The following is a 20206-nucleotide window of genomic DNA, read 5'->3' as shown; positions in this document are numbered from 1 at the left end:
GTTCAATAAGCTGCTTTAAACAAGATGTGGCGTTAAAACCCAAAATCGCTTTAAAACAAAAAGTAACTTTAAGACAAACAACCCCTTTCAATACAGCCTTATTCAATCCGCGCCATTAGATACCAAACGTTTTAAAACCCACTATTTTCCCTTCTCTCTATTTTCAATGCATTCACACAAAAAAACTAAAACAAAAAAGCCTGAACACAGGTTCAGGCTTTCAGGATCTAAAATTGAATACTTAACGCTTAAAACGTAAGGCTTATCGACTTTCTATAAACGCATTGCCAGTTCAGCGCCTTGGCGGATTGCACGCTTAGCGTCAAGCTCTGCCGCGACATCTACGCCACCAATCAGATGCACAGGCAGGCCCGTTGCTTTCATCTCATCCACTAACGTGCGATTCGATTCTTGTCCAGCACACAAAACGACATTATCGACGGCCAGCACTTCAGCGGTTTCACCCACGCGAATATGCAGTCCTGCATCATCAAACTTGTCGTAACTCACGCCCGTTTTCATCTTCACATCATGTTGCTTAAGCACAAGACGGTGGATCCAGCCTGTTGTTTTGCCTAAGCCTTTGCCCATCTTCGACGTTTTACGTTGCAGTAAAAACACCTTACGATGATCAGTATTGTCGGAATGAGGTTCAGTTAGGCCGCCCGCATGCTGGTAAGTTTTATCTATGCCCCACTGTTGTAGCCATTTATCGGGGTTCAAGGTGCTCGACTGGCGCTCACACAAAAAGTGCGCCATATCGAACCCTATACCGCCGGCGCCAATCAAGGCCACCGTATTACCGACAGTCACTTCACCCGAGAGCACTTTTTGATAATCGACCACCCGTGGGTCATCAAAGCCGGGTAAGACTAAATCACGCGGCACAACGCCTGAGGCGATTACCACTTCATCAAACTTTTCCGTCGCCAACACACTGGCATCGAGGCGAGTATTTAATCTCAGCTCCACCTTATGCAGCTTAATTTGGTTAATGAAATAACGAATAGTCTCGTTAAACTCTTCTTTCCCTGGGATTTTACGGGCGAGATTAAACTGACCACCCACCTCGGATTTCGCTTCAAACAAGACAACGTCATGGCCACGCATGGCGGCATAAACAGAAAACGCCATGCCCGCAGGACCTGCACCCATCACCGCAATACGCTTTTTATTTACTGTGGGTAAGAAGTTGATTTCAGTCTCATAACAGGCGCGAGGATTCACTAAGCAAGTTGCGCGCTTGAGGGAAAAGGTATGGTCAAGACATGCTTGGTTACAGCCAATGCAGGTGTTGATAAGCTCCGGTGTATTCGCAGCCGCTTTATTCACGAACTCGGGATCGGCGAGGAAAGGCCGCGCCATCGACACCATGTCAGCTTGACCAGAGGCGATAATCTGCTCACCAATCTCAGGGGTGTTAATGCGGTTAGTCGCAATTAAGGGAACAGAGACAGATTGTTTGAGCTTTTCCGTCACCCACGCAAAGGCGCCACGGGGCACACTGGTTGCTATTGTTGGCACACGCGCTTCATGCCAGCCAATGCCCGTATTTAGAATGGATACACCAGCTTGCTCTAACCACTGCGCCAGTTGCACCACTTCATCCCAAGTCGAGCCGTTATCCACCAGATCGAGCATAGATAAACGGAAGATAATGATGAAATCTTTACCGACTTTTTCACGGATGGCATTCACAATGGCTATCGGAAACTGCGCACGCTGTTCAAACGCACCGCCCCATTCATCGGTGCGGGTGTTGGTGCGCGCACTGACAAACTGATTAATCAAATATCCTTCAGAGCCCATCACTTCGACACCATCGTAGCCCGCTTTCTTAGCGAGAGCGGCTGAACTGGCGTAATCCTTTATGGTGGAGCGCACTTGACGGCTGGACATGGCAGACGGCGTAAAGGGTGTAATGGGGGATTTAATCTTACTCGGCGCTTGGGAAAAAGGATGGTAACCGTAGCGGCCCGCATGCAGAATTTGCATACAGATCTTACTGCCGGCCTCATGTACCGCCTGAGTGACAACGCGATGCTTACCCACTTGCCAAGGAAAACTCAACTGACAGGCATGGAGCGTAAGGCGACCACGAAGATTGGGGGAAATACCACCCGTCACAATCAAACCTACACCGCCCAGAGCGCGTTCTTTGTAGAACGCTGCCAGTTTCTCAAATCCGCCCTTTTCTTCTTCCAAACCTGTGTGCATTGAGCCCATAAGCACACGGTTTTTGAGCTGGGTAAATCCCAGATCTAAGGGTTCTAATAAATGGGGAAACGACATTCAAACATCCTTTTAAAACAAGTGATTTAAATCAGCATACCTTGTGTCAAATCTAAGCTCAACCGTTGGATCGAGGCCATCAGTCAAAATCCTTTACAATTGTGTTTAGCCTGTAGCGCCATTTTCAGTTAGCATTGGCAGATTGGACTTATAAAGGAGTGGCAGATGTCCGCTAACCCATCGTTTTTCAAGAGAATATGTTTGTTTATTTGGCACACCCTGAACGGGACGCGTAAACTCATCCTCAATCTAATCTTTTTTGGACTCTTAGCCGCGATCATTATCTCCATTGGCAGTAGCGAAGATATCCAAGTTGAAGATAATTCGGCACTGGTGCTTAATTTAGCTGGCTCTATTGTCGATCAGAAACAACAAGTCGATCCCTTAGAAGCCGCATTCAAACAAGGCCAAAATGCCAACGCCGATGGTGAAATCCTACTCGCCGATGTGCTTTATGTCATTGACAATGCAGCGCAAGATCAACGTATTAGCGTACTAGTGCTCGATCTGGTCGATCTTAAACGTGCTGGGATCAGCAAACTACAATCTATCGGCAATGCACTCAATCGCTTTAAAGAGAGCGGTAAAAAAGTCATCGCCATCGGCAACTACTACGAGCAAAATCAATATTTCCTCGCCAGTTTTGCCGACACCATTTACCTCAATCCCCAAGGCGGTGTCTCGCTTGATGGCCTGAGTATGTACAACCAATATTTCAAATCGGCCTTAGAAAAACTCAAAGTCAAAGCGCATATTTTCCGCGTGGGGACCTTTAAATCTGCAGTTGAACCCTACATACGTGACAATATGTCAGATGCTGCGCGGGAAGCCAGTAGTGCACTGTTAGCCGATGTATGGCAAAGCTACACACAAACTGTCGCAGGCAATCGTAATATCGAACCGAATTCTCTGGTGCCCGACGCAACCACTTATTTGGCAGAGCTCGATAAAGCCAATGGCGATTCAGCCACAATGGCAATCAACATGAAATGGGTTGATAACCTAGCGACCACAGAAGATTTTCGTAAAACCATGCTAGAAACCGTAGGAAAAGCCAGCAGTGGTGACAGTTTCAAGCAAGTCAGTTTTTATGATTACTTAACCTTAGTGACACCATTACCCAGCTTTGTAGAGCAAGACAGTGTTGGTATTATTGTGGCAAGTGGCACAATTTTGAACGGCACTCAACCTGCGGGCCAAATTGGCGGCGAAAGCACCGCCGAACTGCTACGTAAGGCACGTTTTGATAAGCACATTAAAGCCTTAGTATTACGTGTTGATAGCCCTGGCGGTAGCGCCTTTGCCTCTGAGCAAATTCGTCAAGAATTACTGGCACTTAAAGCAGCAGGTAAGCCCGTGGTTGTGAGCATGGGCAGTTTAGCCGCATCCGGTGGTTACTGGATTTCAGCCAGTGCCGACTATATCTTCGCAACGCCAACGACGCTCACGGGTTCGATTGGGATCTTTGGTATGATTACTACCTTTGAAGATTCATTGGCCAGTATAGGCGTGCATACCGATGGCGTATCGACCTCAGAATGGGCAGGATTATCAGTTACCCGCACACTTTCCCCCCAGATTGAAGCGATTATCCAACGTCATATTGAACGCGGCTATTCGGACTTTATCTCCCTGGTCGCTAAAGAACGTAAGATGACCATAGAACAAGTCGATAAGATTGCTCAAGGCCGCGTTTGGAGCGGTAAAAAGGCTCTTGAACTTGGCTTAGTCGATGAACTGGGTGATTTAGATGAGGCGATTGCTAAAGCCGCTAAACTCGCGGATATGACGCTATTTGATACCCGCGTCATCGAACAAGAGCTGACACCCGAACAAAAATTCATGCAGCAGATGTTTGCCTCAGTATCGAGTTACCTGCCCGCCTCACTAAGTCAGTCATCGATGTTAGAGCAAATGCTACAACAGTGGACTAGCAGTTTGAAAACGTTAACCTCTTTTGATGATCCAAATAACGTCTACATCTACTGTGATAGTTGCAATATGATGAACTAAATCTGCTAGCGTCTAGGTTGCTGCTCGCAACGTCAAGATGATGACAAAGACAAAGCCCGGATCTCCGGGCTTTTTTATTGGGTTTATGTCAGTAAAATCGTATAATTCGGCCACTTGAAGCTAAAGAAAACGACAAGAATGACTAAACGCTCCATTTATGTTGCCTATACTGGCGGCACCATCGGTATGCAAAAGACCGATAACGGCTTTGTCCCCGTCGCGGGATTCCTGACTCAGTGCGTGCAATCTATGCCTGAGTTTTACCATGAAGAAATGCCGACATTTGTGATCCACGAATACTGCCCGCTTATCGACTCTTCCAATATGGCACCAACCGATTGGCAGATGATCGCCGACGATATACAAGCCAATTACGATAAGTACGATGGCTTTGTAATCCTTCACGGCACAGATACCATGGCGTACACGGCTTCGGCACTGTCGTTTATGCTGCAAGGCCTATCAAAACCTGTGATAGTGACGGGCTCGCAAATTCCCCTCGCCCAGTTGCGCTCAGACGGCCAAACTAATTTATTGAACTCACTCTACATAGCGGCGAATTATCCAGTTGCGGAAGTGTGTTTATTCTTCAATAACAAACTCTTTAGGGGCAATCGCTCGACTAAGGCCCACGCCGACGGTTTCGATGCTTTCGCCTCACCCAACTTCCCGCTACTGCTTGAGGCGGGGATCAAAATCAATCTGCGCGCAGGCAAAATCACGGTCGCCAACGATACCCCATTAGAAGTCGCTCATATCAGCCCACAACCTGTCGGTGTGGTGACCTTGTATCCTGGGATATCAACACAGATTTTTGAGAACATTCTGCAACAGCCAGTTAAAGCCCTCATACTGCTAACATTTGGTGTGGGTAACGCGCCGCAGGATGCCGCCTTACTCAAAACCTTAAGGCAAGCAGATGAACGTGGCATAGTGCTGGTGAATCTAACCCAATGTTTCCAAGGTAAGGTGAATATGGGCGGCTACGCCACAGGCAATGCATTAGCCAAAGCAGGCGTGATCAGTGGCGCCGATATGACCATAGAAGCGGCCTTAGCAAAACTGCATTATTTGCTATCTAAAAATTTGCAGCCAGCTGAGATAAAAGCGGCCATGTTACAAAATCTAGTCGGTGAACTGAGCATAGATTAAAGATAGTGTCTTCTAATCTGTTTGTTGCCCTCAAACGCTAGCAACAAAAAAAGCCCATATTTGATGGGCTTTTTTGATTTAAACTCAGACTAGATTTTAGTTCAGACTTAACAGCACTAAATGAGCGTTTATTTTAAGACTTTTGCGGACCAAGAGTTGCATTGAAGTTATTTGATATCAAATCAATGTTAGCATTGATATCACTAACAAAAGATAAAATGCTAGCTCCCCTTGCCAACCTCAGACTTACACCTAATTCCTAATAAAGCACACCTTGCAAGCCGATCTGCGCGGCCAGTCAGAAATTATAAATCCTGCGCTTTAAAGCCAGCAATCGGCTCACCGCGGAATTGCTTTTTCAGCTCGGCCTTAGACAGCTCATTTATTTTACCGTCAGATGCAATAGTGAAATGCTCTGTTTGCTCAAGCTTACGCGCTTGATACAACATCACCACCTGCAGAGTCGATTCACGCTGAGTCTCACTCAACACAGTACCATCCTCCCACTTACCCAGCTCTGCAGCACTGCGAAGCCTTTCATAGACTTCAACGGGCATTTGGTCGATCACTTGATTGATATCCGTCATACACTTTTCCGCTTATGTAACACGATTCTGACTCGTGTAATGAGATAACCTACAAAACCAAACACAAAGCATATTCCGGCGATATTCGCACGCATACCTTCGGCGGGTTCCCCACCCCAAAACCAAATCACCACACCAGCAATGAACAAGGTCATAGCAACGAAACTCTGATTCATTAAGCTGCTGGACTTTTGAATATGGCTAATGCGCGATAAGGACTCATTGTCGCCATCGGTTTTTGCTTGGCAATGGGGGCATGAAGGCGCTTTGCTCGACATACGTTTACGACACACCGGACATTCAATTAATGCCATATCAGCCTCGCCCTAACGTAACTTATCAACAACGGCGAGCATGGCAATTAGCGATGCTTCACCTAAATAAATACTGCGTTCTGGCGACCAACCCACAAAAGGATCGGCCAGATTGTTATTGTCTTTAAACGGCATCTCAAGGGTATTTGATAAACACTTGAAGGTCTGGGCAACCCAATTAGACGCTACGGTCAGATTCGCTTGACCGGGCTCATCTTTATCATACCCATACTGAGTTTGAAAATCGGCACTGGCTAAGGTCAATGCTTGACTAAAGTCCGCTTGCAGCTGCGCGAGTTTATCATTATAAGCGGGGACGCCTTCACAACCCGCTAGAAACACATAAGGTAAGCCTTCATCACCATGCACATCATAAAACAGGTCAACACCCGTTTGCTGCATCTTGTTGACGACGTGATATACCTCAGGGCTTTTTTCTAAACTCGGTGTTTGCCACTCGCGGTTAAGATTAATCCCAATCGCGTTAGTGCGCAGGTGGCCTCTGACACTGCCATCGGGATTCATGTTGGGCACTATATAAAAATTGGCCTTATCAAGCAGCGCCTTTGCCGTGGGACAGTCATTATCGAGTAAACGATTCACTAGGCCTTCAACTAACCATTCAGCCATCGTTTCACCCGGATGTTGTCTGGCGGTGATCCAAATATTGCGTTTAGAAGGATCGCCATTCCCTACTTTCATCAGAGTAATATCGCGGCCATCTAAGGTCAGGCCTAAATGCTCTAAATTGACATCTGGGTGTAACTGGGCGCCGCTGAGTAAATCTAAATGACGCTCATAGCTGTAGGGTGCAAAGTAAGCGATTTGAATGGCATCGCAATCTAACTCTATGCTAATGCTCAGTTTACCGTCTTGATATTGAGTCGGAATACGGAACCAATGCTGGCGGTCATAACTGGCCACCGCCTGATAATCTTCCCATCCCTTGGTATAAGAAGCGGTTCCCGCATTGATAATATTCAAGGTGTAATGGTTACCCACCTCACCTTCAAATCGAAAATTGAACCATTGATAAAACTCACCACCCGCATCAGGGCGGATAGCAAGTTGAATATCGTCTTTATTATCAAGATTGACGACTTGGATATTTCCGCCATCAAAGTTGGCACTGATCCGCATAATGATTCCTAATAGGTTGTTAAAACTAAGGGCAATTTAATGGCGTGCGACAGATAGCACACGGCACATTTTATTATATGGCCGATAGAATAAACCAAAACATCCCAAGGGGAAAACGAAAGCCATTAAATTCAGTCAAGACACTTGCAATCGGCCTTTAATTGACCAGTTAACACGCCTAAAATCCACAAAAAATGAGCCTTTCACTATAAGTTAATGAAGATATTAGACCATAAAACTATAACCTTGGCCTCGTACTGTATTAATCAAGTTACGCGGCAAACTGATGTTAGCTAACTTGCGGCGAGTGTTACTAATATGCATGTCCAGATTACGGTCAAATCGGCCCAAATCTTTCTGTAGCACTGAGCGCTGCAACTCTTGCTTAGTGATGACTTGGCCTTTTCTTTCAAAAAGATATTTAAATAATTTAAACTCGGTTTGGGTCAAATCGACATAGCGGGTGCCAATAGTGATCCTATAACTCATTTCATCGAAGTTAATCACTTTAGCCGCCACAGTCGCCATTTGCGGCGAGTGAGAGTGACCGGCACAGAGACGCCGCTCTAAAGCTCGTAAGCGGACAAAAATCTCTTTTATGCTAAACGGCTTACTCAGAAAATCATCTGCTCCCAATTCATAACCAGTGATGCGATCATCTTCATTATCACGTGCTGAGATCATCAGTACCGGCGTTGAACATTCACGCGCTTTTAGCAACTCAAATCCATTCATCTGTGGCATCACTAAATCAAGCACTATGATGTCTGGAGCAAAACTTTCAATGCATGCCAGACCCTCTATGCCATTAATCGCACACTTAACCTCATGCCCTTGCGTACATAGGGCATCAGCTAACCACACGCTAAACAATGGATCATCATCGACCAAGAGTATTTTACTCATCCTTAAAACCCAAACGAGAATCTATATCATTTATATTACCATGCGAATCGAGACGACTCTAGCGCTATTACATTCGTTAAGAAGTGTGATGTTGAAAACTGTGAACAAAATACGATATTAACAACCAATCAACGGATGATTAGCGACTCTAAAATCATCTCGTAAACTCCCAATAAAAAAGCGCCCTAAGGCGCTTTTTAGAAACTAAGAGTCTGAACTTAGCTTAGAATTTAACAGTTACACCACCGTAAATCACGCGGCCGACTGTGTCATATACTTGTGGAACTGTACCACCATCGCTACCGTTAGAAACACGAGAAGGTTCTTCATCTGTGAAATTCTTAACCCCTAAACTAACTGTAGTCATATCATTTACATGATAAGTACCAGCAATATTATGGTATAGCACTGCATCAACATCGTAGCCTTTAGCAAGATCAGACATCTCACCAATATAACGGTTGAAGTACATTAGGCTCCAATCTCCTTGGCCCGCAGATAGACTGAAATTATTTCGAACCCGAGCATAAGCACCGAAGTTACCGTCTATAGTACCTGTATACGTTTTGCTCTCTTGCTCAAAATTAATCAAATAAGTCGTATCGTTGTTAATTTTCCAATCTAAACCTAAGCCTTCGAAACTATAGGCTAAATTAAAATCGATACCACTAGTATCTTGGCTACCCACGTTAGTTAATGGATTAGTAAAGTTATCCAAATTACCATCAAGCGTGATCTTAAAGGTCTCACACGCAATTTCATCACCAGCATGACAATCTTTTAAACCGGCTTGCGCATCTAAACGAGTAATCGCATCTGATACTTTAAAACGCCAATAATCTAATGTGACAGACATTCCCTCAACATAACTAGGTGAATATACTAAACCAGCAGTGTAAGACTCAGATTCTTCTGGTTTCAAATCAGGATCTGACGTGTAATTCACTAAAATTTGTGGATCTTGCTCATTGCCCCAAGGATCATCTAAATAATCGTATGAACCAGTGTTACCACCGTATAGTTCACTGACACTAGGAGCTCGGAAGCCCGTTGCGGCCACGCCTCGAACCATCAAATCATCGGTCGCAGCATAGGTTAAACCTATCTTCCAAGTGCTTGCTTTACCAAAGGTTGAATAATCGTCTAAACGTAATGCGAATTCACCCGTTAATTTTTCAGTGAAGGGCACACTCACTTCTTGATAGACAGAAATGACATCGTAACTACCATCAGTTGGATCCTGTTGTGCCGCGGTGCTATCACCTGCAATCACTACTGGATCAGGATTGTAATACCCACTCTCGCGGCGATACTCAGTACCGATAGCAAAACCGACTGCACCAGCACTTACATCAAACAGCTCACCACTCAATACACCTGCTACAGTGTGTTGCTCATTGCCGCCATTAGCTTGTTCAAAATAACCCACATCATCAATAATATCTTGAGTTAATGATTGACCATTAAACCAAGCATCTGGATTAGCATAAACAGATTGTTTCATTTTAGTGGCATTAATCGAATTCGCGACAGAGGTTGAAGCCTTATTCTTGCCATAGGTATAAGACACGTCCCAGTTCATACCAGTATGAACATCTAGTGTACCAGCCAAATCACCTGAAATACGATATGTATCAGTATCTTGCTCATATACACGAGCACCAACATCATTAGTCCGACGACGATAGTTAACACGACCTGTTTTATCGGCCTCAATACCACCTGCAACCATAGCATTATCAAGTGTTATGCAAGGTGCACCAGCAGGCACACCTGCGGCATCACATACATTAAGCATGATATCTGCTGGTTGTGCGGCGAGTTGCTGATCGGACTTACGCTTGGTGTATAAAATATCACCTGATAACACCAGATCATTACCCAGTTCCTGGGTCATATTTGCAAATAAGCTATAACGTTTGCTTGGCGTTTGATACCAACTGTCTTTAGTAAAATCATAACCATTTTGCATCGCTCCCCATTCTTGCCCTTGGAGAGTTTTCATTTCCTGTACATTCTTACCATTTTCGTCAAGCACTGGCTGACCATTCTCATCTAGTTCATTACCTAGGAATGCGCCATTAGGGACAAAAGAGCTAGAACCTGGTTTCGTCCAATCACGATCAGATTGGATCACACCACGACGGTCTGAATAAGCAGCGCCGAAGGTGTAATTACCTCCATCGGTATTAAAACCGTATAGCGCACTGACCTCACCATTTTCGCCATCGCCTTTGTCTGTACTGCTACCGTTAAAGTCTAATTGGAAACCTTCAAAGTCTTTCTTCGTAATGATGTTAACAACACCTGCAATGGCATCTGAACCATAAACAGCAGAAGCGCCGTCTTTCAGGATCTCGACTCGAGCGATCATAGCAACAGGGATTGAGTTCAAATCCACAGAGCTGTTGGCACCAGAACCAGAGTTCACCATACGGCGGCCGTTCAGTAGCACAAGCGTACGCTCTGCACCCATACCACGTAAGTCAACTTGGGCAACACCGTCAGCACCGTTGTTTGTGGTTGAACCCACTGCCGCACCCGCCATCGAAGTCTGTACTTGCAACATTTGGTCAACCGATGTGAAACCTTCCGCTTTAATCGCAGCAGCATCGATAACGGTCACAGGAGATGCTGTTTCCATATCTTGGCGTTGAATGCGTGAACCCGTCACTTCAATACGCTCAACTTTTGCTTTTTCTTCAGCAGCAAATGCGCTTGACGTAACAAATGCACCTGTAGTGATAGATGCAACGATAGCTAAGTTAATAGCTGACGCAACTTTCGTTCTTTTGATCATGTATGAATGCTCCCTAGATCTTACTATTATTTTTATGCTTACAGCTTGTACAGTTATTGCTGTACTAGTGTTGCACCTGATACTGAGGATTCACTTTAACTCCGTCAATGCTCAAAATTTTAACCAACAAAAACATATTGTTAATTGTTGTAATTTATTTGGTTAATAGATTTGACACTTATTTTTTAATACCCTTATTTTACACATTAAAACAGAGTTAGTTACTACAACTCATGAATTAAGCAGATCTTAACACTGTTAACAAGAAATATATCGGCAACATTTTGCACATTGAAAAATGTGACAAAGATCACACTTTTAAACATTTATCAAAGCTACCTAAAAGAACAGTGTATTGATTAACTATTGTTAAATCTGCATATCTAGCAATATCCACAGATAGCCAAAGCGCTAAAATACCGATAAACATAGATAAATTGCATTAAAACAGAGATACACTATGTATCAATTGTGCTAATTATGCATTTTAACAACGTCTAAAATTATGGTTTAACAATTAAGGTACAAATAATTCTGCACGCCTTTGAAATGACTATTTGTTACTGATCTTGCATATTAATTTTGAATATAAGTATTAGCTTCCAATCCCTCTAAACACTCCCTATTTCTTATTCTTAAATAAATGACTTACATCTCATACGGACCACATTCAAGGACAAATTTTCTTTATAAAAAAAGCGACCACTTAGGTCGCCTCTTATAGTCTGTATCATCAAACTGATGTTTACTCGGGTTTGATCAACTCAAAATGTTGATATGCCCGTGCGGTTGCAATACGGCCGCGGGGCGTGCGTTGGATAAAGCCTTGCTGGATCAAAAAGGGTTCTAGCACATCTTCAATGGTTTCGCGTTCTTCACCTATGGCTGCTGCTAAGTTATCGAGTCCAACTGGGCCACCCATAAACTTATCGATAATGGCGAGTAGTAACTTGCGGTCCATGTAATCGAAACCTTCATTATCGACATCCAGCAAGTCTAGTGCATGATCGGCAACAAACTTAGTGACAGCGCCATCATGCTTCACCTGCGCGTAATCCCGCACGCGGCGAAGCAGTCGGTTAGCTATCCGCGGTGTACCACGTGAACGGCGTGCGATTTCAAATGCTCCTTCAGCATCAATATCCAGTTCCATCACCTGCGCCGAACGCGTGACTATGGTGCTTAAATCTTTGATATTATAGAACTCAAGCCGCAACGGTATCCCAAAACGCGCCCGAAGTGGTGAGGTTAACGCCCCTGCCCTTGTTGTCGCGCCCACTAGAGTGAACGGCGGTAAATCAAGCTTGATAGAACGTGCCGCTGGCCCTTCACCTATCATGATATCCAGCTGGTAATCTTCCATCGCGGGATACAAAATCTCTTCTACCACTGGACTTAATCGGTGGATTTCATCGATGAATAACACATCACCGGATTCGAGATTGGTCAAAAGTGCGGCGAGATCTCCCGCTTTTTCCAGCACAGGCCCAGAGGTGGATTTAATGTTCACCCCCATCTCGTTCGCAACAATCATGGCTAAGGTGGTTTTACCCAATCCCGGCGGACCGTAAATCAACATATGATCTAAGGCTTCATTACGATTCTTTGCCGCTTGAATAAACACCTTAAGCTGTGCCCGAGTGTCATCTTGACCCGTGTATTCATCGAGCATTTTAGGACGCATCGCCCTGTCGATGGATTCATCTTGAGCTTGGATCTGCGGCTGGATGAGTCTGTCTGCCTCAATCATTGTTATTCCTTATCGCAGCTTTCATCTTAATTATCATCATTGTTCAATTAAAGCATCGATTTAAGGGCGGCTTTGATCAGAGTTTCTGAATCCATGCCCTCTTTGTAGGCTGCAGAAACCGATTTGCTGGCCTGCGGTGGTTTATAACCCAGCGAAATTAAAGCTGAAATAGCATCTTCTTCGGCGCTATTGACTGTCGGTGCGGGTGAGTAATTGGATTGCAGCACGAACTCACGCTCTGAGCCTGCGGAGGCTTCCATCAAGCTCTTGAGCTTATCGCGCATTTCTACCAGTAACCGCTCGGCTGTCTTCTTACCAACACCGGGTAATTTCACTAAGGTCACTATGTCATCGCGCTCAACGCAACCCACAAATTCTCCGGCTGTCATGCCTGATAAAATGGTCAGTGCGAGCTTGGGACCGACACCATTGGTCTTGATCAGTAAGCGAAATAACGCCCTTTCCTGCTTAGTGATAAAACCATAGAGTAGCTGTGCATCTTCACGCACCACAAAGTGGGTGTAGACCATAGTTTCATGATTAACTTCAGGCAGCTCATAAAAGCTAGTAAGCGGCATCTGCAACTCGTAACCCACACCGTTAACATCGATCAAAATTTCTGGTGCTTGTTTCTCAACGAGCACGCCCCGTAAACGACCTATCATCTGTACCGTCCGTATGTTCTTGCCGTTGCCCGGCCACTCAATGCAATTAAACTCTGGCTGGTGTGATAATGACACACAGCAACACCGAGTGCATCTGCGGCGTCAGCTTGTGGGGCTGCGGGTAATTTAAGTAGTTGTTGGATCATGTGTTGTACTTGGGCTTTCTGCGCTCGCCCCGTACCCACGACGGCACTCTTAATTTGAGTCGCACTGTATTCGGCCACAGGTAAATTGGCGACTGTGGCAGCAACAATGGCCGCGCCGCGTGCTTGGCCTAACTTGAGCGCAGAATCGGCATTTTTTGCCATAAATACGCGCTCAATCGCAAATTCGTCCGGTTGATACTGACGAATAATCTCAGTGATCCCATCAAATATTTGCTTGAGCCTGCCAGGCAGTTCTTCAGACGAAGTGCGAATACAACCACTGCCGAGGTAAATCTGATGCCGTCCCTGACATTGGATCACGCCGTAGCCTGTGATCCGTGAACCTGGGTCAACACCTAAAATAATTGCCATTCAATACCTTATATGGGATCTACATTTGCGTCCCTTGCGTCCCTGTTCCTACGTTAGCGTTTGCGAGCTAAAATTGGCATCAATTGACGCCCTAATTCAGCTCACAGTCAATCTAGCCTAGGCTTGCCATCACATCATCGGAGATTTCCGCATTATGATACACCTCTTGCACATCATCGTGATCTTCAAGGGTGTCGATAAGGCGCATAAATTTTTCGGCGGTTTCTAGATCAAGCTCAGCTTTCGTCGAGGCTATCATCGCGATTTCGGCATTATCCGCCACAAAATGGGCTTTATCGAGCGCCTCTTTCACCATATAGAAATCAACGGGATCGGTAAACACATCCACAGAACCATCATCATAGCTGACAATATCTTCCGCGCCCGCTTCAAGCGCCGCTTCCATCAATGCATCTTCATCAGTTCCCGGCGCATAGGATAACACCCCACGCTTAGTGAACAGATAAGAAACCGACCCATCCGTGCCTAAGTTACCGCCCGATTTACTAAACGCATTGCGCACACCGCTCACAGTCCGATTACGATTGTCCGTCATGGTTTCAACCATCACAGCAGTGCCGCCTGGGCCATAACCTTCATAGAGAATGGTTTCGAGTTGCTGGCCTTCTAATTCACCGGCGCCGCGTTTAATCGCACGCTCAACCGTGTCTCGGGTCATATTGCCACCGAGGGCTTTATCGATGGCGACACGTAATCGTGGATTAGAGTCGGGATCTGAGCCACCTTCACGGGCTGCAACGGTTAACTCGCGAATGAATTTAGTAAAGAGTTTACCGCGTTTAGCATCTTGAGCCGCTTTACGGTGCTTAATGTTGGCCCATTTACTGTGACCTGCCATGGGAAGTCTCCTCTACTTAGGTATCATCTAGGTGCCATCGCAAAGCTTATCAAGAGCCGAAGGTGGAATGAGACTAAATAACGGCTATTTACTTAAAGGATTGAACTAACAGATATTGATAAGCGGTGGAATGACAGTTCACTAAAACAAACCGAGGCTTATGCCTCGGTTTTCGGTACGACAAAAAATAACTGACAAGGGTTAACCCAAATCGACTTACACAAAAACGATTTACATAATGTCGATTTGAATAAGGTCGATTTACAAAAGTCGCCTTACAAAGCCCTCTTACAAAAGATCAGTCTTCCGCTTTAACAGCTTTCTCAACCACGGCAATACCAAGTTCAGCTAATTGCTGCGGATTGGCAAAACCAGGCGCGTTAGTCAGCGGACAAGCGGCAGTGGTGGTTTTCGGGAACGCCATCACATCGCGGATTGAGCTTGCGCCCGTCATCAGCATGATGATGCGGTCTAAACCAAACGCTAAACCAGCATGTGGTGGTGTGCCGTAACGCAGCGCTTCTAACAGGAAGCCGAACTTCTCTTTAGCTTCATCGTCAGTAATGCCCAGAATACGGAATACCGCAGACTGCATTTCTTGGTTGTGGATACGCACCGAACCACCGCCTAATTCGCAGCCGTTTAATACCATATCGTAAGCATCAGAAACACGATTTGCTGGGTTAGCTTCAAGTTCAGCTGCCGTTACACCACGCGGTGCGGTGAACGGATGGTGAACCGCGTGGAAGTTGCCGTTGATTTTCTCAAACATTGGGAAGTCAACTACCCACAGTGGACGCCATTCACCTTGCAATAAGCTAAAATCTTCGCCCGCTTTAAGACGCAGTGCGCCCATAGATTCGGCAACCACAGTCGCCTGATCTGCACCAAACAGGATAATGTCACCAGTTTGCGCGCCAGTGCGGCTCACGATTTCATTGACTATGCTTTCGTTTAAGAATTTTAGCACAGGTGATTGAATGCCTTCTAAGCCAAGGCTTAGGTCATTAATCTTCATCCACGCTAAGCCTTTAGCACCATAGATGCCAACAAATTTAGTGTAATCATCGATTTGCTTACGAGACAGCGCAGCGCCGCCCGGAATACGCAGTGCAGCAACACGGCCTTCTTCATCGTTCGCAGGACCAGAGAATACCGCAAATTCGACTTCTTTGAGTAAATCGGCAATGTCCACCAGCTCTAATGGGTTACGTAAATCTGGCTTATCTGAACCGAAACGACGCATCGCTTCGTTGTAGGTCATGCGCGGGAACTCGCCGAGATCGACGTTCAGCATTTCAAGGAACAGACCACGCATCATCTCTTCGGTTTTCGCCATCACTTGCTCAGAGCTCATGAAAGACGTTTCGATATCGATTTGGGTGAATTCTGGCTGACGGTCGGCACGTAAGTCTTCATCACGGAAGCATTTTACGATTTGATAGTAACGATCAAAGCCTGACATCATCAGTAACTGTTTAAACAACTGTGGTGATTGTGGCAAGGCAAAGAACTGACCTTTATAAGTACGGCTTGGTACTAAATAATCGCGGGCACCTTCTGGGGTTGCCTTGGTCAGGATCGGGGTTTCTATGTCTAAGAAACCGTTTGAGTCGAGGAAACGACGCACAGAACTGGTGACTTTAGCGCGGAAAATTAATCGCTGCGCCATTTCTGGACGACGTAAATCTAAGTAACGATACTTAAGACGTTGCTCTTCGCTGTTGTTCTGGTAGTTATCCATGCTCAATGGCAGTGGATCGGCAGCATTGATAATCGTCAAGGCTTGACCTAAGACTTCAATCTCACCCGTCTTCATTTGACCATTGACTTGGCTATCAGGACGGGCACGAACTAAGCCTTTGACCTGAACGCAAAATTCGGCGCGCAGCGTGCTAGCGACATTGAACACCTCAGGTAAGTCTGGATCATAGACCACTTGGATGAGACCTTCTCTGTCTCTTAAATCTAAAAAGACAACGCCACCCAAATCACGGCTACGATTAACCCAACCTACCAAGGTAACTTCTTGTCCAACGTGAGACTTATTGACGTCTCCACAATAATGACTGCGCATCTAACTCTATCCTTTATCCGGAAACCGGTGCTTTGGAAATAATCAAAACGAGATAAAAGCGGCATTATAGTAAAATAATGCCGATTACCAAAGTACTTCACACTTAGGCGGTGAAGTATCAAACAGTTTTACGCCCTTGACTAGAGGCGAACGCACTATCTGAGCATGAGCGTTCAAAAAAACATCAAGCTGAGCGATAACAACGCCCGCCGCTACTTTTTGCTTGGTACATCAGCTGATCGGCTTTTTTCAACAAACCTATCGCTGTGTCACCATCGCGGGGGTAAATCACCACGCCGATACTAACGGCGATGCTGACACTGACGCCTTGAATAAGCAAAGGGCTCGACAGTGCCTGTAGAATATTATCAGCAACTTGGGTTGCAGCATCGAGATCTTGAACACGATTTAGCAGGATAACAAACTCATCGCCGCCAAATCGCGCAACGGTATCGGATCCACGGATAACCTTGGTTAACTTTTGGGCGACCAGTACCAGTAATTCATCGCCAATAGGATGACCGTGTTGGTCATTGATTTGTTTAAAACCATCGAGATCGATGAATAACAAAGCGAAATGTGCCTGTTCTCTGCGATGAGATAGCAAAGCTTGGGTTAGTCTGTCATCAAGTAAGGCACGATTGGGCAACTGAGTTAAAGCATCATGATTAGCCACATGCAACAAACGTTTTTCTGCCACCAATCGCTGGGTGATCTCACGATTTAAGCGACGATTCACTAACAACACCGCCACCATCACTAAGCACAAGATTATCACGCCAAACACGATATAACGCAGCCATTGCAGATATTTAGCGCTCTCTGTCGCCACTGAAAATGACACCCAGCGCGTATATATTTTTTGCTGATGTTGAGCATCAACCAAAGCCAAAGCTTTATTAATCAGCGGCACCAGCGGCGCAAATTGAGGATAAACACCAATATGACTGTGTTGATCGGCGAGATCACTGAGCAGCGACATTTTTAGTGTCGGATAGTGGCTGGTTTTCAGCTCAGAAGCTAAAGTCACCACTTTATCGATAAACACATCCGCATTGCCATTCGTCACGGCCGCTAATCCGGCCTGCGTATTTGGCACTATGACTAACTTGAGCGAAGGCTCCAGACTCATCAATTGCGCCACCAAATGATATCCCTCAACCACAGCCACCCTTTGACCTGCGAGCTGAGCAATATTAAAAACCGAGACTTGTTCCAGTTGCGACACTAAGGCCCACGGCGATGGCCAATAGGCTTCACTAAACGCTAAACGCTGCTGGCGCTCCGCCGTTTGCGCGACACTGCCGGCTAAACTCACCTCGCCCTTTTGCAACGCCTCGATTAACGAATGCCAATCATCAAAGGCAACGGGCGTGAGCTTAAGTTTGAGTTGTTCCTTGAGCAATTTGACGATATCGCTATTGATCCCCGCAAACTCACCCTGTTCATCCATAAACTCCATCGGTGGCCATTGTTTTAGATAACCGACTTTGAGCTCGCCTACGCTTTCCACATAGGCCTGCTCAGCGGGGCTTAAGCTGACATGACGCTCAGCTTGGGTAAAAACATGATCTTTAGGATTGAGCATCCATTTATGTTCAATCTCAGCAAATTCTTGATTGCTAATACTGTTAAACCCATTGGCTATCCTCTGTGTAAGGCCAGCATCATCGCTACGGGTCAGCACATAAATGTTGGTGCTAAATTCGAGATCAGGATACTGGCTAAAGTCAGACCAGCCTTTATTGAGCAGTAAATAATGGGATGTCCATGCACCCGCGGCGATAAAACCGACAACTTCTCCAGACCTCGCCCCCGCCACCATGGCATCCATACTGTCGTAATAACGCAGTGACACTTGGGGTAATGCTTTACGCAAATCCACCAAATAAGGTGCTGTAGGCACCACACCAATACGTTTACCTTTTAAGCTGTCTAAATCGATTAACTGTTGCTGATAGAGAAAGAGTCGACTCTTCACCGTATATAAATGCCAAGCCTGAGTAAGGCCCGTTTTAACATCATCACTTTCTGGATAACCTATGTGGGCATCGGCGAGACCGCGACGAACATCGTTCACGCTGGAGTTCATATCACCAGAAATAAAATCAACGGCAATACCCGTTTTCTCAGACCACAGTTGCCACATGTCCACATACAAACCATGGGGTAAATCATCGACCCCTAAGTCCACAAAAGGCTCGGCGCCCAGTTGCATCGAAATAACAATCCCAGCTTGTTGACGTTGATAGCCAAGCCAACGTCGCTCCGTTTGCTGAATAAAGTGCGCATCGAGCGCAGTGAAACCTTTATTGATTTTATCGACTAATGCAAGATTGCCCTTTTGAACTGCAGGTACAAACTGCATCGCCTTAATTTGAAGGCGAGCAGTATTGGGAAAGTTTGCGGCAATCTCTTGGGATGAGTCGGGATCTTTCAAATAGCCTTCTAACCCCGCAAAGACTACGATCTCGCCCGCGGCGACCCCTGCCAATAATTTCTCACGACTTTCGTAGCGTTTAAACACAAGCTGCGGTTCGATACGGTGTAATTCCGCTTCATGGGATGAAGCCGCTACCACACCAATTTGAAAGGGGATCAGTTCTTTGATGGATTTTTTGCCCTGCAAGGATTTATGCAAATACAAAAAAGTGCCCACATCCGCAATGGGCACTGCAAAATCAAATTCTTGCTCTCGCTCTGGGGTTTTCCCCATGCCGATATGCACTTGCGCCTTACCTTGCCGCAGTTGATCAAGGGACTCGTGCCAGTGGCGCGCCACAAAAACGACTTGGGTATGGCTTTGTTTAGCCCACTCTTTCCATAAATCAACCAGTAATCCAGTCGGCTCGCCATCGTTGTCGACATATTGATAGGGAAAGCTATCCTCACCCATAACGATGATTAATGGCTCAGAGGACAACGGACTTGCCTGCCCCGTTATGCTCAAAAAACAGCTGCACAAGATCACAATTAAGTGGATCACAAACTTCAAGTTGAGCCCTTAGTACTTGATGTACATGTAACGATTTTGTTATCTATTAAGTATTAGACAAAAATTTATCGCAAATTACTAGCATGAGACTTGCTGCTAATCGCTCTGATTCGTTAAAATGCACAGTTGAATTCCCAT

14 protein-coding genes are annotated in these 20206 nt (G+C 45.6%); 2 read left to right on the top strand and 12 right to left on the bottom strand.

The window, feature by feature from the left end; translation table 11 throughout:
• Positions 1–273: 273 nt before the first annotated feature.
• The gene (locus tag L5L97_RS05455) at positions 274–2292 is read right to left on the bottom strand and encodes an NADPH-dependent 2,4-dienoyl-CoA reductase (protein ID WP_263181362.1); all 2019 of its coding nucleotides are present in this window, start codon (positions 2290–2292) and stop codon (positions 274–276) included.
• Positions 2293–2457: 165 nt separating this feature from the next.
• On the opposite strand from L5L97_RS05455, the gene sppA reads away from it, so the two are divergent.
• On the top strand, positions 2458–4305 hold the full coding sequence (sppA, locus tag L5L97_RS05450) for a signal peptide peptidase SppA (RefSeq protein ID WP_263181361.1): 1848 nt from the start codon (positions 2458–2460) through the stop codon (positions 4303–4305).
• Positions 4306–4443: 138 nt separating this feature from the next.
• Positions 4444–5457, top strand: coding sequence for an asparaginase (ansA, locus tag L5L97_RS05445; RefSeq protein WP_006086774.1), 1014 nt, complete (start codon positions 4444–4446; stop codon positions 5455–5457).
• 305 nt (positions 5458–5762) lie between these two features.
• On the opposite strand, the gene L5L97_RS05440 is transcribed toward ansA, so the two are convergent.
• From L5L97_RS05440 to L5L97_RS05390, 11 genes are all read right to left on the bottom strand, one after another.
• The gene (locus tag L5L97_RS05440) at positions 5763–6044 is read right to left on the bottom strand and encodes a YeaC family protein (protein WP_113940384.1); all 282 of its coding nucleotides are present in this window, start codon (positions 6042–6044) and stop codon (positions 5763–5765) included.
• A complete protein-coding gene (locus L5L97_RS05435; protein ID WP_028759858.1) occupies positions 6041–6358 on the bottom strand; it encodes a hypothetical protein in 318 nt (105 codons plus the stop codon). Before L5L97_RS05435 ends, L5L97_RS05440 begins: the two co-directional genes overlap by 4 nt.
• Before the next feature lie 12 nt (positions 6359–6370).
• Positions 6371–7498, bottom strand: a complete 1128-nt coding sequence (locus L5L97_RS05430; RefSeq protein ID WP_105252564.1) for a M14-type cytosolic carboxypeptidase — start codon at positions 7496–7498, stop codon at positions 6371–6373.
• Between the two features lie 225 nt (positions 7499–7723).
• On the bottom strand, positions 7724–8404 hold the full coding sequence (locus L5L97_RS05425) for a response regulator transcription factor (protein ID WP_263181359.1): 681 nt from the start codon (positions 8402–8404) through the stop codon (positions 7724–7726).
• Positions 8405–8627: 223 nt separating this feature from the next.
• Positions 8628–11204, bottom strand: a complete 2577-nt coding sequence (locus tag L5L97_RS05420) for a TonB-dependent receptor plug domain-containing protein (protein ID WP_263181356.1) — start codon at positions 11202–11204, stop codon at positions 8628–8630.
• Between the two features lie 745 nt (positions 11205–11949).
• On the bottom strand, positions 11950–12954 hold the full coding sequence (gene ruvB / locus L5L97_RS05415) for a Holliday junction branch migration DNA helicase RuvB (RefSeq protein WP_028759854.1): 1005 nt from the start codon (positions 12952–12954) through the stop codon (positions 11950–11952).
• A 47-nt stretch (positions 12955–13001) separates the two neighbouring features.
• Entirely contained in the window at positions 13002–13619 is a 618-nt protein-coding gene (gene ruvA / locus L5L97_RS05410) for a Holliday junction branch migration protein RuvA (RefSeq protein ID WP_006081742.1), read from the bottom strand.
• Positions 13616–14137, bottom strand: coding sequence for a crossover junction endodeoxyribonuclease RuvC (ruvC, locus tag L5L97_RS05405; RefSeq protein ID WP_006081743.1), 522 nt, complete (start codon positions 14135–14137; stop codon positions 13616–13618). Before ruvC ends, ruvA begins: the two co-directional genes overlap by 4 nt.
• Positions 14138–14249: 112 nt before the next feature.
• The gene (locus L5L97_RS05400; RefSeq protein ID WP_219252448.1) at positions 14250–14996 is read right to left on the bottom strand and encodes a YebC/PmpR family DNA-binding transcriptional regulator; all 747 of its coding nucleotides are present in this window, start codon (positions 14994–14996) and stop codon (positions 14250–14252) included.
• Between the two features lie 298 nt (positions 14997–15294).
• Positions 15295–17073, bottom strand: a complete 1779-nt coding sequence (aspS, locus tag L5L97_RS05395; RefSeq protein WP_028759851.1) for an aspartate--tRNA ligase — start codon at positions 17071–17073, stop codon at positions 15295–15297.
• Positions 17074–17257: 184 nt separating this feature from the next.
• Positions 17258–20068, bottom strand: coding sequence for a transporter substrate-binding domain-containing protein (locus tag L5L97_RS05390; RefSeq protein ID WP_263181354.1), 2811 nt, complete (start codon positions 20066–20068; stop codon positions 17258–17260).
• Positions 20069–20206 lie beyond the last annotated feature (138 nt).

It is taken from the genome of Shewanella sp. SM71 (assembly GCF_025653905.1).
GTDB classification, from domain to species: Bacteria; Pseudomonadota; Gammaproteobacteria; order Enterobacterales; family Shewanellaceae; genus Shewanella; species Shewanella oncorhynchi.
The sequence above is the reverse complement of the archived record's forward strand: the minus strand, read 5'-3'. Positions and strand labels throughout refer to the sequence as shown.

What these genes read in the sequence shown, in the direction of transcription:
- L5L97_RS05420 (WP_263181356.1), bottom strand. Translation starts at nt 11,204, where the DNA reads ATGATCAAAAGAACGAAAGTTGCGTCAGCTATTAACTTAGCTATCGTT.
- ruvC (WP_006081743.1), bottom strand. Translation starts at nt 14,137, where the DNA reads ATGGCAATTATTTTAGGTGTTGACCCAGGTTCACGGATCACAGGCTAC.
- L5L97_RS05425 (WP_263181359.1), bottom strand. Translation starts at nt 8,404, where the DNA reads ATGAGTAAAATACTCTTGGTCGATGATGATCCATTGTTTAGCGTGTGG.
- L5L97_RS05440 (WP_113940384.1), bottom strand. Translation starts at nt 6,044, where the DNA reads ATGACGGATATCAATCAAGTGATCGACCAAATGCCCGTTGAAGTCTAT.
- L5L97_RS05430 (WP_105252564.1), bottom strand. Translation starts at nt 7,498, where the DNA reads ATGCGGATCAGTGCCAACTTTGATGGCGGAAATATCCAAGTCGTCAAT.
- aspS (WP_028759851.1), bottom strand. Translation starts at nt 17,073, where the DNA reads ATGCGCAGTCATTATTGTGGAGACGTCAATAAGTCTCACGTTGGACAA.
- L5L97_RS05400 (WP_219252448.1), bottom strand. Translation starts at nt 14,996, where the DNA reads ATGGCAGGTCACAGTAAATGGGCCAACATTAAGCACCGTAAAGCGGCT.
- ruvA (WP_006081742.1), bottom strand. Translation starts at nt 13,619, where the DNA reads ATGATAGGTCGTTTACGGGGCGTGCTCGTTGAGAAACAAGCACCAGAA.
- L5L97_RS05455 (WP_263181362.1), bottom strand. Translation starts at nt 2,292, where the DNA reads ATGTCGTTTCCCCATTTATTAGAACCCTTAGATCTGGGATTTACCCAG.
- sppA (WP_263181361.1), top strand. Translation starts at nt 2,458, where the DNA reads ATGTCCGCTAACCCATCGTTTTTCAAGAGAATATGTTTGTTTATTTGG.
- L5L97_RS05435 (WP_028759858.1), bottom strand. Translation starts at nt 6,358, where the DNA reads ATGGCATTAATTGAATGTCCGGTGTGTCGTAAACGTATGTCGAGCAAA.
- ansA (WP_006086774.1), top strand. Translation starts at nt 4,444, where the DNA reads ATGACTAAACGCTCCATTTATGTTGCCTATACTGGCGGCACCATCGGT.
- ruvB (WP_028759854.1), bottom strand. Translation starts at nt 12,954, where the DNA reads ATGATTGAGGCAGACAGACTCATCCAGCCGCAGATCCAAGCTCAAGAT.